Source organism: Mesorhizobium sophorae, assembly GCF_002270415.1.
Classification (GTDB): domain Bacteria; phylum Pseudomonadota; class Alphaproteobacteria; order Rhizobiales; family Rhizobiaceae; genus Mesorhizobium; species Mesorhizobium sophorae.
In genome coordinates, this window is record NZ_NNRI01000001.1 from 225895 (window position 1) to 240590 (window position 14696).

The 14696-nt window shown below is 65.1% G+C and carries 13 protein-coding genes; 10 read left to right on the forward strand and 3 right to left on the reverse strand.

Going from position 1 to position 14696, the window contains the following annotated elements; all coding sequences use genetic code 11:
• Positions 1–30: 30 nt before the first annotated feature.
• From CGZ66_RS00905 to kdgD, 4 genes are all read left to right on the forward strand, one after another.
• Positions 31–1122, forward strand: coding sequence for a sugar ABC transporter substrate-binding protein (locus CGZ66_RS00905; RefSeq protein ID WP_095080553.1), 1092 nt, complete (start codon positions 31–33; stop codon positions 1120–1122).
• Between the two features lie 131 nt (positions 1123–1253).
• Positions 1254–2327, forward strand: coding sequence for an ABC transporter permease (locus tag CGZ66_RS00910; protein ID WP_095080554.1), 1074 nt, complete (start codon positions 1254–1256; stop codon positions 2325–2327).
• Complete coding sequence (locus CGZ66_RS00915) at positions 2324–3151, forward strand: ATP-binding cassette domain-containing protein (protein ID WP_095080556.1); 828 nt, start codon at positions 2324–2326, stop codon at positions 3149–3151. The genes CGZ66_RS00910 and CGZ66_RS00915 overlap by 4 nt, the downstream gene beginning before the upstream one ends.
• Before the next feature lie 85 nt (positions 3152–3236).
• Positions 3237–4169 (forward strand): 5-dehydro-4-deoxyglucarate dehydratase, encoded by a 933-nt coding sequence (gene kdgD / locus CGZ66_RS00920; protein ID WP_095080557.1) that lies wholly within the window; start codon positions 3237–3239, stop codon positions 4167–4169.
• Between the two features lie 33 nt (positions 4170–4202).
• Here kdgD and CGZ66_RS00925 read toward each other — a convergent pair whose 3' ends face one another.
• Positions 4203–4934 carry a FadR/GntR family transcriptional regulator gene (locus CGZ66_RS00925; RefSeq protein WP_095080558.1) on the reverse strand — a complete coding sequence of 244 codons (732 nt, stop codon included), beginning with the start codon at positions 4932–4934 and terminating at the stop codon, positions 4203–4205.
• A gap of 142 nt (positions 4935–5076) precedes the next feature.
• Between CGZ66_RS00925 and CGZ66_RS00930 the strand changes: the two genes are divergently transcribed.
• Positions 5077–5922 (forward strand): NAD-dependent epimerase/dehydratase family protein, encoded by an 846-nt coding sequence (locus tag CGZ66_RS00930; RefSeq protein WP_095080559.1) that lies wholly within the window; start codon positions 5077–5079, stop codon positions 5920–5922.
• Positions 5923–5927: 5 nt separating this feature from the next.
• Here CGZ66_RS00930 and CGZ66_RS00935 read toward each other — a convergent pair whose 3' ends face one another.
• A complete protein-coding gene (locus CGZ66_RS00935; RefSeq protein WP_095080561.1) occupies positions 5928–7523 on the reverse strand; it encodes a GMC family oxidoreductase in 1596 nt (531 codons plus the stop codon).
• A 211-nt stretch (positions 7524–7734) separates the two neighbouring features.
• Between CGZ66_RS00935 and CGZ66_RS00940 the strand changes: the two genes are divergently transcribed.
• The 4 genes from CGZ66_RS00940 to CGZ66_RS00955 all read left to right on the forward strand — a co-directional run bounded on the left by CGZ66_RS00940 (position 7735) and on the right by CGZ66_RS00955 (position 12591).
• The gene (locus CGZ66_RS00940; protein ID WP_095080563.1) at positions 7735–8817 is read left to right on the forward strand and encodes a sugar ABC transporter substrate-binding protein; all 1083 of its coding nucleotides are present in this window, start codon (positions 7735–7737) and stop codon (positions 8815–8817) included.
• A 103-nt stretch (positions 8818–8920) separates the two neighbouring features.
• Positions 8921–9961 carry an ABC transporter permease gene (locus CGZ66_RS00945; protein ID WP_245330954.1) on the forward strand — a complete coding sequence of 347 codons (1041 nt, stop codon included), beginning with the start codon at positions 8921–8923 and terminating at the stop codon, positions 9959–9961.
• Between the two features lie 5 nt (positions 9962–9966).
• Positions 9967–11469, forward strand: a complete 1503-nt coding sequence (locus CGZ66_RS00950; RefSeq protein ID WP_095081056.1) for a sugar ABC transporter ATP-binding protein — start codon at positions 9967–9969, stop codon at positions 11467–11469.
• Between the two features lie 153 nt (positions 11470–11622).
• On the forward strand, positions 11623–12591 hold the full coding sequence (locus tag CGZ66_RS00955; protein ID WP_095080568.1) for an ABC transporter permease: 969 nt from the start codon (positions 11623–11625) through the stop codon (positions 12589–12591).
• Between the two features lie 83 nt (positions 12592–12674).
• Here the strand turns inward: CGZ66_RS00955 and gloA are convergent, their stop codons facing one another.
• A complete protein-coding gene (gloA, locus tag CGZ66_RS00960; protein ID WP_095080570.1) occupies positions 12675–13088 on the reverse strand; it encodes a lactoylglutathione lyase in 414 nt (137 codons plus the stop codon).
• 161 nt (positions 13089–13249) lie between these two features.
• Here gloA and CGZ66_RS00965 point away from each other — a divergent pair, with 161 nt between their 5' ends.
• Positions 13250–14689 (forward strand): FAD-binding oxidoreductase, encoded by a 1440-nt coding sequence (locus CGZ66_RS00965; protein ID WP_095080572.1) that lies wholly within the window; start codon positions 13250–13252, stop codon positions 14687–14689.
• The last annotated feature ends 7 nt before the right edge of the window (positions 14690–14696 follow it).

Here is a 14696-nt window from a genome sequence, read left to right on the forward strand (position 1 = left end):
AAGCCCGCAAAACGAAGAGGGAGGAACCAAGTGGACGACGAAGCGAAAAATCAGATGGAGACGGTCAATGCCGCCATCAGCCGGCGCAGTGCCTTTGCGCTGGCCGGCAAACTCGGCCTCGGTGCCGCCGGCATGGCCAGCGGAATGGCGGGTGCCGGACTTGCCGGCGGCGTCAGCGCCGCGAAAGCAGCGGATACATCGGCCGGCCTGCCGAAGAAGCCCTACAAGTTCCACTTCGTCTGCCATGTGACGCTGGACCAGTTCTTTACCCCGACCGTCTATGGCATCCAGGACGCCTGCGCGGCCTTCGGCTGCAGCTACCAGTGGACTGGTTCGCAGAAGAACGTCGTCTCCGAGATGGTCAGCGCCATGCAGACCGCGATTGCGCAGAAATCGGACGGCATTGCCGTCTGCCTGGTCGATCCGACCGCCTTCGATGCCGCAACCGACATGGCCGCCCAGGCCGGCATCCCGGTCGTCGCCTTCAACGCCGACGTGCCGGTCGGCAGCCCCAACAAGCGGCTGTCCTATGTCGGCCAGCCGCTCTACCAGTCGGGCTACAACTCGGCGCTGAAGTGGCTGAAGCTGATCCCCAAGGGCGGCCACGTCATGCTGTCGATCGGCGTGCCCGGTTCGCTCAACACGCAGCCGCGCCTCGATGGCTACATCCAGGCGATCAAGGACAGCGGCAGCGGCGTCACTTACGATGTCGTCAACACCGGTCCGGATCCGGCAACCGAAATCTCACGCGTCGAGAGCTACTATCTCAGCCACAAGGACGTGAAGGGCATGTTCGGCACCGGCGGTTCCGACACCTATGCCTGCGGTTTCATCTCCAACAAATATGGCCTGGTGAAAGCCGGCGGCGCCGTGGCCGGCTTCGACCTCTTCCCGCAGACGCTGGACTTCATCAAGTCCGGCGACGTCAACTTCACTACCGACCAGCAGGCCTATCTGCAGGGCTTCCTGCCGGTCCAGCAGATGTATCTCTACAAGCTGTCGGGCGGTCTCGTCGGTCCGGCCAACAGCGACACCAGCCAGGCCTATGTGACCAAGGACAATGTCGACGCCTATGTCGGCAAGTCCCGCTTCGAGGGCCGCAGCGACGTCGAGCCGACCTGACGCAGTTCAGCCAAGCGAAAACTCCTGCCCTCGCCACGTCATTGTCCGATGACGTAGCGAGGGCGCCGCTGACTGCCGCCGGCTTGCCCGTCGCCGATCCCCGCCCAGAATTCGAAATCAGGAAGACAAGAGTGCCGCCAATCGCAATCGCAAAAGCCGGGAAGGGCGCCGTTGGCGTCAAAGTCCCGCAGACGATGACGGAGAGGCTGCTCATCCTGCTTTCCCGTTATCGCGAGGCCAGCATCGCCGTCGTCGCCATCGTGCTTGTGGTCTATTTCCAGGTCGGCAGCGATGGCGGATTCCTGTCGCCGCAATTCATGAGTGTCGTGCTGCGCGACACCGGCCGGCTTGGCCTGATCGCCGCTGCCGAAGTCATGCTGATGATCACCGGCGAGATCGACCTTTCGCTGAGCGCCATCTTCTCGATCGCGCCCTATGTCATGGCGCTGATGTCGGTCACCTGGGCCGTGCCGCTAGCCGTCGGCGCCGTTGTCGGCGTCTTGATCGGCGTGCTGGTCGGCGCCATCAACGGCATCATCACGGTGCGTTTCCGCGTGCCGTCGCTGATCACCACGGTCGGCATGCTGTTCTTCCTGCAGGGCATCGTCGTCTCGATCTACAACAGCCAGCCGATCGTGGCGCCGGTCGAGCAGCCCTTCAACGCGATCTTTGGGCAGAGCCTCTACCAGCCGTCGGATGCGCTCCTCTCCTGGCATGGCGTGACCGCCTTCACGCCCTTCCTGTGGGCGGTGCTGATCGTGCTGGCGCTGGCACTGGCGCTCAACCGCACCACCTTCGGTCTGCACACGATTGCCACTGGCAGCAACATCATCGGCGCGCGCGAAATCGGTGTGCGGACCGATCGCATGAAGATCTACAATTTCATGATCGCCGGCGGCTGCGCGGCCTTCGCCGGCATCATCAACACCGCCCAGTTTACCTCAGCCGACCCGCAGGCCGGCAGCCCGTTCCTCACCTTGCAGGCGATCGCCGCGGCAGTCATCGGCGGCACTTCGCTGCTGGGTGGCTCCGGCACCGTCATCGGCGCGCTGATCGGCGCGTTCGTGGTCGCTTCGCTCAACAACGGCCTGGTGATGATCGGCGCCCAGGCCACCGTTTCCGACGTCTATCTGGGCGCCGCCATCATCGCGGCGATGATCCTGAGCATCCAGGTCGACCGGCTGCGCACACGGAGGCGTCTATGAACACGCAGACCATTCCGCCGCTCGCGCCCGATGCGCCCGTCGTCCTAGAAATGTCCAACATCTCCAAGAGTTTCGGTGCCGTCACAGCACTGGTCGACGTCTCGATCAAGCTGCGCCGGGGCGAGGTCCTGGCGCTGGTCGGCGACAATGGCGCGGGCAAGTCGACGCTGATCAAGATCCTGTCAGGATTTCACCAGCCCGATACCGGCACGATCGTCTCGCAAGGCAAGGAGGTGCGTTTCGCCTCGCCGCGCGACGCGCGCGCCCAGGGCATCGAAACCGTCTACCAGGACCTTGCGCTGATCGGCGATCTCAGCGTCTTCCACAACATGTTCCTCGGCCGCGAATACCACAAGCGCATCCTGGGGCTGAACCTGCTCGACAACAGGAAGATGCGCGAACAGGCTCAACTCTACCTGGACACGCTGGGCATCTCGATCCCCAGCGTCAACAGCACCGTCGACCTCCTGTCGGGCGGACAGCGCCAGTGCATCGCCGTTGCCCGCTCGATCTATTCGTCGCCCAGGATCCTGGTGCTGGACGAGCCGCTGGCGGCACTCGGCGTCCGCGAAAGCGCGCATGTCCTGGGCCTGATCCAGAACCTGCGCCAGCAGCGCCAGGTCTCGGTGATCCTGATCGTCCACAACTACAACCAGATCTTCGAAGTCTGCGACCGCATCAACTTCCTGCATTCGGGCGAGGTCGCGCTGGACGCCTCTACGGCCGACACCAGCGAGGAAGAATTGATCCGCATCGTCAAGTCGGGCCTCGGCCGCAAGGCGATCGACGCCGCCGCGGCCGAAGTCCGGCCCGGAATCGTATGAACCCACCCAACGCCACGGCTGCCAAAATCTCTGCCGGCCAAACTGTCCAAGCCGATTTGCCGGCCCCTCACACGGAGTACTCGTTTTGACGTTCTCACCGACCGAGCTGACCAAATCCCTTGGCCGCGGGCTGCTTTCCTTTCCGTTGACCTTCTTCGACGATGCCGGCGCCTTCAACGAGAAAGGCTATCGCGCCCATGTCGCGCAGCAGGGCGCTGCCGGAGCGAGCGGGCTTTTCGCCGCCGGCGGCACGGGCGAGTTCTTCTCGCTGACGCTCGAGGAGTACAAGCGTGTCGTGCGGGCAGCGTCGGATGAGGTTCCCGACCATCTGCCGCTGCTGGCGGGCGTCGGCTACGGCACGCATATGGCGGTCGAGTTCGCCAAGGCCGCCGAGGCCAACGGCGCCGACGGCCTGCTGGTGCTGCCGCCCTATCTGGTCAAGTCAGAGCAGGAAGGCCTGCGCCGGCATCTGACCGCCATCTGCCGCTCGGTCGGTATCGGCGTCATCGCCTACAACAGGGACAATGCGGTGCTGACGCCCGAGACCCTCGACCGGTTGGCGCAGGACTGCCCGAACCTGATCGGGCTCAAGGACGGCGTTGGCGACATCGAGCTTCTCACCGCCTTGCGCTACCGCATGGACGACCGCCTGATCTTCATCGGCGGCATGCCGACAGCCGAAGTCCATGCCAGTGCCGCCGCGGCAATAGGCATGACCACCTATTCGTCGGCGATCTATAATTTTGCCCCCGAGATGGCGCTGCGTTTCTTCAACGCCTTGCGTGCCGGCCATATGGCCGAGGTCGGCGATCTCATCCGCAGCTTCTTCCTGCCCTATCTCGCCATCCGCAACCGGCGCGCCGGCTATGCCGTCTCGATCGTCAAGGCTGGCGCGCGCATTGCCGGGATCGACTGTGGACCGGTCCGGTCGCCGCTGCTTGACCTCACAGTGGATGAAGAACGGCAGCTCGCGGCGCTCATGCAGTCCTGCCGCATGCCGGTTGGAGAGCTGGCGTGAGATCAGGGAATGAAGGTCAGGCGCGACGCCGTGCTACGAGCTGACCGAACCGTCGACCATGCGGCGATAGCGCTCGCGGCCCGCCTCCAGATGCTCGCGCAAGGTGAAGCGGGCGGCTTCGACATTGTGCCGCTCGATGGCTTGGTAGATGCGTCGATGCTCCGTCTGGACCTGTTCGAGATAAAGCCGCCGCTGCTCCGGCGTCTCAGTCCGCGGGCGGATCGACTGGCGCGGAATGATGACGGGTCCCAGAAAATGCATGAAGCGCTCGAAATAGGGATTGCCGGTGGCCGAGGCGATCGCCCGGTGGAAGGCAAAATCCGGCTCGATGGCGCTGTCGCCGGCCGCGATCGACGCGTCGATGGCGACAAGGCAATCGCGCATGCGGGCAAGGTCGTCGTCGCTGCGCTTCTCGGCGGCGATGCCGGCGGCTTCGAGTTCCACGGCGAGACGCAGCTGCAACACGTTCTGGACTTCCGTCAGCGAACGAAGTTCGTCGGAGACGATGCGAAATGTGGTGTTGGCCTCGTGGTCGGCGACGAACACACCCGAACCCTGGCGGCTGACGACCAGCCCTTCCGAACGCAGCGACGCCATCGCCTCGCGTATCACGGTTCGGCTGACCCCGAATTGCGCGATCAGTTCTTGCTCGGTCGGCAGTTTCTCGCCACTGGTCAGATGACCGGCGCGTATTTCGCGCGCAAACCAGTCGGCCACCTGCGCGGTGCGGCTGATCTGAGGGGGAAGGCCAAAGGAACGTTTCATCGCCACCAAGCAATAAACGAACCGCTGTTCTTGGCAACCGATTATTTATATGGTGATATGACGACATTGTTGGGCGCTTGAAGCGCCCAACAGCCGTTCGCCTTGCCGAGCCGGCACGAACATCTCTCCGGATTTCCCTATCATGAAAGGACAGGGATTGGCTCTCTCCGACAAACCGGTGCTGCTGACCGGGGCATCCGGCACGATTGGACGCCTGCTTTCGGTCAGGCTGGCAGAACTGGGCTGGACCTTGCGGCTGACCGATGTCGCGCCCTTGCCATTCCCGCTGCCGCAAAACGCAAGTTTCGATCGTGTCGATCTCGAGGACCAGCAGGCGGTGAACGATCTTACCCAAGGCTGCGGGCTGATCCTGCATTTCGGCGGCATATCCACCGAGCAGTCCTTCGAGACGGTGCTCGGCCCCAATCTGCGCGGCAGCTACCACATCTACGAGGCGGCGCGCGGCCAGAAGGCACGCGTGGTGTTCCCGTCCTCCGTGCACGCGGTCGGCCTCTATGAGCGGACCGAGATTCTCGACCAGGACTGCCTGTTGCGCCCGGATGGCTATTACGGCCTGTCGAAGGCCTATGGCGAAATGCTGGCGCGGCTTTACTGGGACAAGCATGCGGTCGAAAGCGTGCTGATCCGCATCGGCTCGGTGCTGCCGGAAGTTCCCGACGAACGGATCCTGTCGACCTGGATATCCCACGGCGATTTCGTCAGCCTGATCGAGCGCTGCGCGGAGGCCCAGCATGTCGGCTGCTCGGTGATCTGGGGACAGTCCAACAACAGCCGCGGTTTCTGGCGGCATGATGCCAGGCAAAAGATTGGCTGGACCCCGCTGGACAGTTCCGACAGCCAGGCCGAGCGCGTGCGTGGCAAGGTGACGGACAACCCGGTCGTGGAGCGATACCAGGGCGGCAAGTTCATCGTCGTCGACTACAGCCGCGCCGACTTCCCGCCGCGTTCGATGTTCCCGGACGAGTGAGCTGCTTACGCCGGCAACCGGGCTCGCCCGGCGATCATGTCGGCGGCCTTTTCGGCGATCATGATCACTGCGGCGTTGGTGTTTGACGACACGATGCTTGGCATGACCGAGCTGTCGCAGACGCGCAGGCCCTGAAGCCCGCGCACGCGAAGCTCGGGATCGACGACGCTTTGCGCATCGCCGCCCATCCGGCAGGAGCCGACCGGATGGTAGGCGCTGCGGCCATGTTCGCGGGCGAAGGCTTCCAGTGCCGCGCGTCCCTTGGTTGCGGCACCCGGAAGGTGCTCCCGGCTGATGTATTTGGCGAAGGCCGGCTGGGACAGGATCTCGCGGCTGATCTCGATGCCGTCGACGGCGCGCTCCAGGTCGTAGCGTTCGGCAAAAGGGTTGGGATCGATGATTGGCGGATCGCGCGGATCCGCTGACCGCAGCGTGACGCTGCCGCGCGAGCGGGGGCGGACATGGTAGGAATTCAGTGTGCAGCCATTGCCGCCGGGAACCGAGCCGATGCCTTCCTCGACGCCGGCGCCGGGCAGGAAATGGAACTGGATGTCAGGCGTCTTCTCCGCACGGTCGCCCCACCAGAAGCCGCCGGCTTCGACGATGTTGGAGGCCACCGGTCCCTTGCCGAACAGCGCGTATTCGAGGCCGGCGACCGCCTGCCAGCGCTTCTTCTTGTAGCGGTCGATACCGTGCGGCCCGTTAAGTTCGGCGACGACATCGACATCCATGTGATCGTGAAGGTTCTGGCCGACACCGGCGAGGTCGTGGATCACCTCGATGCCATGCGTGCCGAGGTGCTTGACCGGGCCGATGCCGGACAGCATCAGAAGTTTGGGCGAGCCGATGGCGCCGGCGGTGACGATCACCTCGCGCCCGGCGCGCAACAGCTCGGTTCTGCCGTTGGCGACGATCTCGACGCCGATGGCGCGGCCGTTCTCGACAACGATGCGGCTGACCGTGGCGTCGGTGCGCAAAGTCAGGTTCCTGCGGCCAAGCGCCGGCCTGAGATAGGCGACTGCCGTGCTGCTGCGTTTCCCCCGACGCGTCGTCGTCTGGTAGAATCCGGTGCCTTCCTGCTGGCCGGCGTTGAAATCGGCCCTGAAGGGAAGACCCGCCTGCTGCGCCGCCTTGACGAAGACCCGGGTCAGCGGATGCGGCGCGCCGCTCGAAACGCCGAGCGGGCCATCGGTGCCGTGCTGCGGGCCGGCGAAGGTGTCGTTGCCCTCGGAGCGCCGGAAATAGGGCAGCACGTCGGCGTAGCTCCAGCCGGCGCAGCCATCGTCGACAGCCCATCCGTCGTAATCCTGCGGGCAACCGCGGGTGAACACCTGGGCGTTGATCGAAGAGCCGCCGCCGAGCACGCGCGCCTGCGGATAGACCATGGTGCGGCCCTCGATCGCCTTGCCGGGCGCCGTGTCATAGCCCCAGATCAGCGGCCCGGCCGTCATCTTGAAGAAGCCGACCGGCAGATGGATGTAGCGATCGGTGTCCGGCGGGCCGGCCTCCAGCAGGACGACGGACAGGCCGGGATCCTCGCTCAGCCTGGTTGCCAGAATGCAGCCGGCCGAGCCGCCGCCGACGATGATGTAATCCGGCATTCTCGCTCCCTCATGTGGGCACAATCGGCGCCCCCTCGTGTGCGCGACGATCTCAAGTCCCTTGTGCCGCGTCAAGAGAAAGGGTATGGTTGCCGTGTTGAAGGGTTGTCATACAAGTGAGGAGCTTGGCAACCCGTCGATCGGAGGCCCGGCCGCGCTCCCCGCGCATGCCGCCGGGCGGGAAACAGGATTCAATCGGGAGGTTCGATACATGAAGGACAGGACAGGTTTAACGCTTTCCGGCGCGGTCAGCCGCCGGACGCTGATGATGGGCGCCACCGCCGGCATGGCGGCGCTCGCCATGCCAAAGGTTTTGCGCGCGCAGGAAAAGCCGACATTGGTGACGTCGATCCGCTCGTTGTCCAACCCCTACCACGCGGTGTGGAAGACCGGCGCCGAGGCCTACGCCAAATGGGCCGGTCTCGAACACGTCACGCTGGTTTCGGAAGGCAACAGCGAGAAAGGCATTGCCGACATCAAGGCGATGCTGGCCAAGACCGGCGGCAACATGGTGCTCAATTCCGATCCCAACGACACCCCTGATGCGCGCCCAATCGTCGAGGCCTGTGCCAAGGCCGGCGCCTATGTCGTGACGCAATGGAACAAGCCGGCGGATTTGCACCCGAAGGACTTCAACCCGAACTATGTTTCCCACATCGAGTTCGACGGCATCGCAAGCGGCAAGACCATCGCCGAGATCCTGTTCAAGACCATCGGCGGCAAGGGCGGCATCGTCGCCCTCGGCGGCCTGATCTCGACCACGGCGGCGATCGAGCGCAAGAAGGGCCTCGACGCCGCGCTCGCCGCCAATCCCGACATCAAGCTGCTCGACTTCCAGGTCGCCAACTGGAAATCGACCGAAGCCTTCGACCTGATGGGCAATCTGCTCACCCGCTTCGGCGACGACATCAAGGGCATCTGGGCCGCCAATGACGACATGGGCTCCGGCGCACTCGAGGCGCTGCGCGCCGAAAACCTCGCCGGCAAGGTGCCGATCGTCGGTGTCGACGGCATCAAGACGGCGGTCGACGCGGTGCGCACCGGCGAGTTCGCCTGCACCGTCACCTCGGATCCGTTCTGGCAGGGCGGCATGGGTCTGGCCATCGGCTACAACGCCAAGATCGGCAAGTTCGACCCGGTCAAGGAACCGCCGGAGCACCGCGAATTCTACGGCAAGGCGGTGCTGATCTCGCACGACAATGTCGAGGAATATTACAAGACCAATGTCGACGCCAAGCCGGAGATCGACTGGAACGATCTTTGGGGTCGGGTGACCGGAGCCATCCGGACCTGACCACCGGGGCGGGCTGCTGCTCCCTGGCGGCCCGCTCCCCTTTACAGTTCGTCGTGCATCGTACCCGCCCGGCGACGGTCATCAGCAGACGGGAAGCGGTTTCTTGACAATCCATACAGAACCCCTGAAGTCCGTTTCGGACATCGAGCGGACGACGCTTATGACATTTCTCCCCGGCCGCATCGCCACCATGTTCGGCGGCAGGCGCTGGCGCAGCCTGGCGCCGCTGGCGGTGCTGGTCGTGCTCTGCCTGCTGATCGCCATCGCCAATCCCAATTTCATCGAGCTGCGCAACCTGGTGCGCCTCGCCAACTCCGCCGCCGTGCCGCTGACGCTGGCGATGGGGCTGACTTTCATCATCCTGATGGGCAGCATCGACCTCTCGGTCGAGGGCACGCTGTCGGTGTCGGCGATGGTGGTGGTGCTGCTCGCCGCCAATGACAGCAACGGCAACGACTATGGCTGGTGGGCGGTGCTGGCCGCCATCGTCGCCGGCACCGCCATGGGTTTCGTCAGCGGCCTCGTCCAGACCATGCTGCGCATCCCGTCCTTCATGGCGACGCTCGGCATGTGGTTCATCGGCCTTGGCCTGTCGGTCTATATGCTCGGCGGCTCGGCGATCCGGCTCAACGACGCCTCGATCCGCGAGCTGGCATTGGCCCGTTTCCTCGGCCTGCCGCTGGCGGTGTGGGTCGCCACCGGGGCGTTCCTGCTCGCCGCCGTTATCCAGTATCACACCAAGCTCGGACGCCACATCCTGGCCATCGGCGGTGACGAGGACGTCGCCAAGCTCTCCGGCGTCAACGTTGTCCGCGTGCGCGTCACCGCCTTCGCGCTCGCCGGTTTCTTCTTCGGCATTGCCGGCGTGCTTGCCGCGGCACAACTTGGCCAGTCGCATGCCGTCATCGGCGACGGCCGGCTGTTTGCCGCGGTCACCGCCGTCGTCGTCGGCGGCACGGCGCTGACCGGCGGCGAAGGCGGCGTCGTCAACACGCTGATCGGCGTGCTGATCGTCACCGTGCTTGCCAACGGCATGATCCTGCTCGGCATTTCGCCCTACATCCAGCAGACGGTGCAGGGCCTGATGATCATCGCCGCGGTGGCGCTGTCGCTCGACCGCGTCCGCCTCAGGATAGTCAAGTGACCGCCATGCTGAGCGCTTCCGGCATCATCAAGAATTTCCCTGGCGTCCAGGCTCTGCGCGACGTTTCGATCGAGGTCCGGCCGAACGAGGTGGTCGGGCTGATCGGCGAGAACGGCGCCGGCAAGTCGACGCTGATGCGGGTGCTGGCGGGAAGCTACCGGCCGGACGGCGGCAGCCTCACCCTCGACGGCGAGCAATTGCGCATGCGCAGTCCGCGCGACGCGGCACGGCATGGCATCGGCATGGTGTTCCAGGAACAGTCGCTGGTGCTCAATCTGACGGTCGCCGAAAACATATATCTCGGCGAGGAAGACCGCTTCACCCGCTTCGGCATCGTCAACTGGCGCGCCATGAACGCGGCGGCGCGCCGGCAACTGGCCAAGATCGGCATCGACATCGACGTCACGGCGCGCACCTCCGAGCTGACCTTCGCCGCGCGCCAGATGGTCGAGCTGGCCAAGGCGCTGACGCTTGAGGAAGTGGTCGAGCGGCAGCTGCTCATCCTGCTCGACGAGCCGACCTCGGTGCTCAACGCCGCCGATATCGAGGTGCTGTTCGCGCGCGTGCGCTCGCTCAAATCCCGCGCCAGCTTCGTCTTCGTCTCGCACCGTCTCGACGAGGTGCTTGCGACCTCAGACCGTGTCTACACGATGAAGGACGGTGCGGTCGTCGCCGAGCATCGCGCGGCCGATGTCACCGCGCCGGAGCTGCACGAAATCATGGTCGGGCGCGGGCTGCAGGCGGAATATTACCGCGAGGCCCGCCAGCAGGCGCCGCGCGGGACGGTGATGGTCGAGGCAAAGGGCTTGGGGGCAAACGGCGCCTATCACGGCGTCGATCTCAAGATCAGGGCCGGTGAGATCGTCGGCATCGCCGGCGTCGTCGGCTCCGGCCGCGAGGAGGTGACGCGCACCATCGGCGGCTTCCTCCAGCACGATGCCGGCGAAATGAAAATCGCCGGCGACGCGGTGCGTTTCGCCTCGCCGGAACCCGCGGTGCGCAGGGGTATCGGCTATGTGCCGCGCGAGCGCAGGCTCGAAGGGCTGGTGATGTTCCTGTCGATCGCGGAGAATATTTCGCTGGCCGACCTGTCGAGCGTCATGCGCCATGGTGCGATCGACTATGGCAAGGAGCGCCGGCTCGCCGCCGACTGGATCAAGCGGCTGCGCATCAAGGCGCCCGGGCCCGACGCCGCCTGCCGCAAGCTCAGCGGCGGCAACCAGCAAAAGGTGGTGCTGGCGCGCTGGATGACGGCGGGCTCGCGCATCCTCGTGCTCGACCATCCGACGCGCGGCCTCGATGTCGGCGCCAAGGAGGAGGTCTACGAACTGGTCCGCGACCTCTCCGCGCAAGGCGTGGCGATCCTTTTGATTTCCGACACGCTGGAGGAGACCATCGGCCTGTCGCACCAGGTGCTGGTGATGCGCGACGGCGAGATTACCGCGCGTTTCGACGCCAGCCCGGGCAACAAGCCGAACCAGGTCGAACTGTTGCGGGCGATGGTATGAGAGACCGTTTGGAAACTCTGCTCTGGCGGCCATCTGAAGGCGTTTTCTGCGCTTCCGGTGCTCACGGACCAACGTCCGCTGCGCTCCGGTTCTCGAAACCACCATCATATGACTCGCCAGAGCGAGTTTCGAAACAGTCTCTGAGGCAGGCCGATGAATGAAGCTTTTTCGCTGCGGCGCATCTTCGAAGGCAAGTGGACGCAAGGCGCCATTCCGCTGGTCCTGCTTGTCGCCCTGCTTTTGATCATCGAGATCGCCGCGCCCGGCTTTCTCACCGGCGAGACCGTGGCGCTTTTGTTCGCCAACACCGCCGTGCTGTTCATCCTGGCGACCGGCGTCACCTTCGCCATCCTGCTTGGCGGCATCGACCTGTCGATCCAGGCGGTCGCCTCGCTGGCCAGCGTCATCCTGGCGCAGCTGCTGCCTTCGCTCGGCCTTGCCGCCTTTCCGGTGGCGATCCTGTCCGGGTTCGCCTTCGGTACCTTGAGCGGCATCGTCCACGTCAAGCTGCGCGTTCCGTCCTTCGTGGCGACGCTCGCCACCGGCGGCGTGGTCACCGGCATCGCGTTGTGGGTGTCGGACGGCCGCGCCATCACCATCGAGGAAGGCGGCCGCGAAAACACCGCCTGGATCAACGCCACCGTCGCCGGCCTGCCGGTGGTGGTGCTGATTTCGGCGGTCATCGGCATCGCCAGTTTTCTCGCGCTGCGCTACACGCGCTTTGGCCGCCAGGCGATCGCCGTCGGCGCCGGCGAGCCGGCCGCCTGGGCGGCGGGCATCAATGTCGACCGCACCAAGATCATCGCCTTCGCCGCCTCCGGCATGCTGGCCGCAATCGCCGGCGTGGTCTTGGCGGCGCGACTGTCGAGCGGCTCGCCGGTCCTTGCCAACCAGCTGCTGCTGCCGGCGATTGCCGCCGTCATTGTCGGCGGCACCGCCATCACCGGCGGGCTGGGCGGCGTCGCGCGCACGGCGGTCGGCGCGCTGATCATCTCGATCGTGCGCATCGGCATGACCTTCGTCGGCGTCAACATCTTCCTGGAAAACATGGTGTTCGGCGCGGTGCTCATCGCTGCCGTCGCCATCACCATCGACCGCAGCAAGATCGCGGTCATCAAGTGACAGATCCATCCGCACCGCCTCCCAAGCAAACGCGGACCGGACGGGGTCGCATCAAAGGCGCGATGCGGCCCCGCCTGCTCAGGTCATTGCATGGTGTCGAGACCGATCAGCTCGATCTTGTAGCCGTCCGGATCCTCGACGAAAGCGATGTGGGTGGTGCCGTGCTGCATCGGCCCGGGCTTGCGCGGAATCTTGGCGCCGCGCTTTTCCAGTTCGGCGCAGACGGCGTAGATGTCGTTGACGCCGAGCGCCAGGTGGCCGAAGCCAGTGCCGATCTCGTAGGGCTCTTCGCGCCCCCAGTTCAGCGTCAGCTCGACCACGGCTTCCTTGTCCTCCGGCCCATAGCCGACAAAGGCGTTGGTGAACTTGCCGCCGGGATAGTCCTCCCGGCGCAGCAAGGTCATGCCGAGGACCTCGGTGTAGAAGGCGATCGACTTGTCGAGGTCGAGCACCCTGATCATGGTGTGCATATAGCGAAAGCCCGGGGCGTCGCTCATTGGGAAAGTCCTCCGTGTCGGGTGATTGGCTGGTCTGACCGTCCACATCAAACAGCTGGCGGGAGCATGGCCTCGCTTGATGTTCTAAATCAGGGTTGTATGATAACACGACAAGCAAGGTGGTTGTCCAGTCGTTTTCCCAGAGGGTCCAGAGCCAGGTCATGAATGTCGTGCCGCCCATTTCCGCATCGCTGCTATCGGCCCTGGCCGGCGTGCTGCCGGATGCCGGCTTGCTGACCAGCGACGAAGACCTGGCGCGCTACAGCCGCGACTGGTCCGGAGATCATTTCGGCCGCCCGCTGGCGGTCGCCCGTCCGGCCTCGGTCGAGGAGATGTCGGCGCTGATGCGGCACTGCCATGCGGAGCGCATCCCGGTCGTGCCGCAAGGCGGCCTGACCGGCCTCGTGGGTGCGGCGGTAGCCGCCGATGGCGGCGAGATCGTCATCTCGCTGGAGCGCATGAACCGGATTCGCTCGATCAGCCCGATCGACTTCGCCATGGTGGTCGAGGCCGGCTGCATCCTCGAGGACGCCAAGCGTGCCGCCGCGGAGTGCGACTGCCTGCTGCCGATCACCTTCGGGGCGCAGGGAAGCTGCCGCATCGGCGGCAACGTCGCCACCAATGCCGGCGGCTTCAACGTGCTGCGCTACGGCATGACGCGCGACCTGGTGCTCGGCCTCGAAGTGGTGCTGGCCGATGGCCGGATCTGGAACGGGCTGAAGGTGCTGCGCAAGGACAATCGCGGCTACGACCTCAAGCAGATATTCATCGGCTCGGAAGGCACGCTCGGCATCGTCACCGCAGCCGCGCTGAAACTCTTTCCCAAGCCGACGCAGATCGAGACGGCGCTGGTCGGCCTGCGCTCGGTCGAGGACGCCATGGCGCTCTATGCGCGGGCGCGGCGCGACTGCAGCGACCTGCTCACCGCCTTCGAACTGATCCTGCGCCAGGGCATCGAGATCACCATGCGCGAGGGCGCGGATTTTGCCGATCCGCTGGCAAAAGCTTACCCGGCCTATGTGTTGATCGAGGTTTCCTCCGGCGGGCTGATCGATCTGTCGGCCATGCTCCTGGGTTTTCTCGGCGGCGTCGCCGACATCGTCGAGGACGGCATCGTCGCATCGACACGGGCGCAGGCCGAGCGGCTGTGGCTCTATCGCGAGATCATGGTCGAGCGGCAGGGCAGGGGTGGCCGCTATCTGCGCACCGACGTCTCGGTGCCGATCTCCAAACTCGCCGATTTCGTCACCGATGCGCTCTTCGAATTGCAGCGCGCCCGGCCCGACGCGCTCGCCGTCACGTATGGCCATGTCGGCGACGGCAACATCCATTTGAACGTCGTGCCGCCGGAAGGCATGGACCCGCAAGCGGTGGAGCAACTGTTCGAGGAGGCGGAGGCCGAGATCTTTGCCGTCGTCGACCGCTATGGCGGCTCGATCAGCGCCGAGCACGGCATCGGCCGGGTCAAGCAGAAGGCATTCCTCGACCGCATCGATCCGGTGACACTTGATCTGGCGGCAGGCATCAAGCAAGCCTTCGATCCGCGCCATCTTCTGAGCAATGGCCGCATTCTGGCAAGCAAGGCCAATCATGGTCTATAGGTGAGCG

Excerpts from the sequence above, each read along its gene's own strand:
- CGZ66_RS00915 (WP_095080556.1), top strand. The coding sequence starts at position 2,324 with ATGAACACGCAGACCATTCCGCCGCTCGCGCCCGATGCGCCCGTCGTC.
- CGZ66_RS00925 (WP_095080558.1), bottom strand. The coding sequence starts at position 4,934 with ATGAAACGTTCCTTTGGCCTTCCCCCTCAGATCAGCCGCACCGCGCAG.
- CGZ66_RS00930 (WP_095080559.1), top strand. The coding sequence starts at position 5,077 with ATGAAAGGACAGGGATTGGCTCTCTCCGACAAACCGGTGCTGCTGACC.
- CGZ66_RS00935 (WP_095080561.1), bottom strand. The coding sequence starts at position 7,523 with ATGCCGGATTACATCATCGTCGGCGGCGGCTCGGCCGGCTGCATTCTG.
- CGZ66_RS00940 (WP_095080563.1), top strand. The coding sequence starts at position 7,735 with ATGAAGGACAGGACAGGTTTAACGCTTTCCGGCGCGGTCAGCCGCCGG.
- CGZ66_RS00950 (WP_095081056.1), top strand. The coding sequence starts at position 9,967 with ATGCTGAGCGCTTCCGGCATCATCAAGAATTTCCCTGGCGTCCAGGCT.
- CGZ66_RS00955 (WP_095080568.1), top strand. The coding sequence starts at position 11,623 with ATGAATGAAGCTTTTTCGCTGCGGCGCATCTTCGAAGGCAAGTGGACG.
- gloA (WP_095080570.1), bottom strand. The coding sequence starts at position 13,088 with ATGAGCGACGCCCCGGGCTTTCGCTATATGCACACCATGATCAGGGTG.
- CGZ66_RS00965 (WP_095080572.1), top strand. The coding sequence starts at position 13,250 with ATGAATGTCGTGCCGCCCATTTCCGCATCGCTGCTATCGGCCCTGGCC.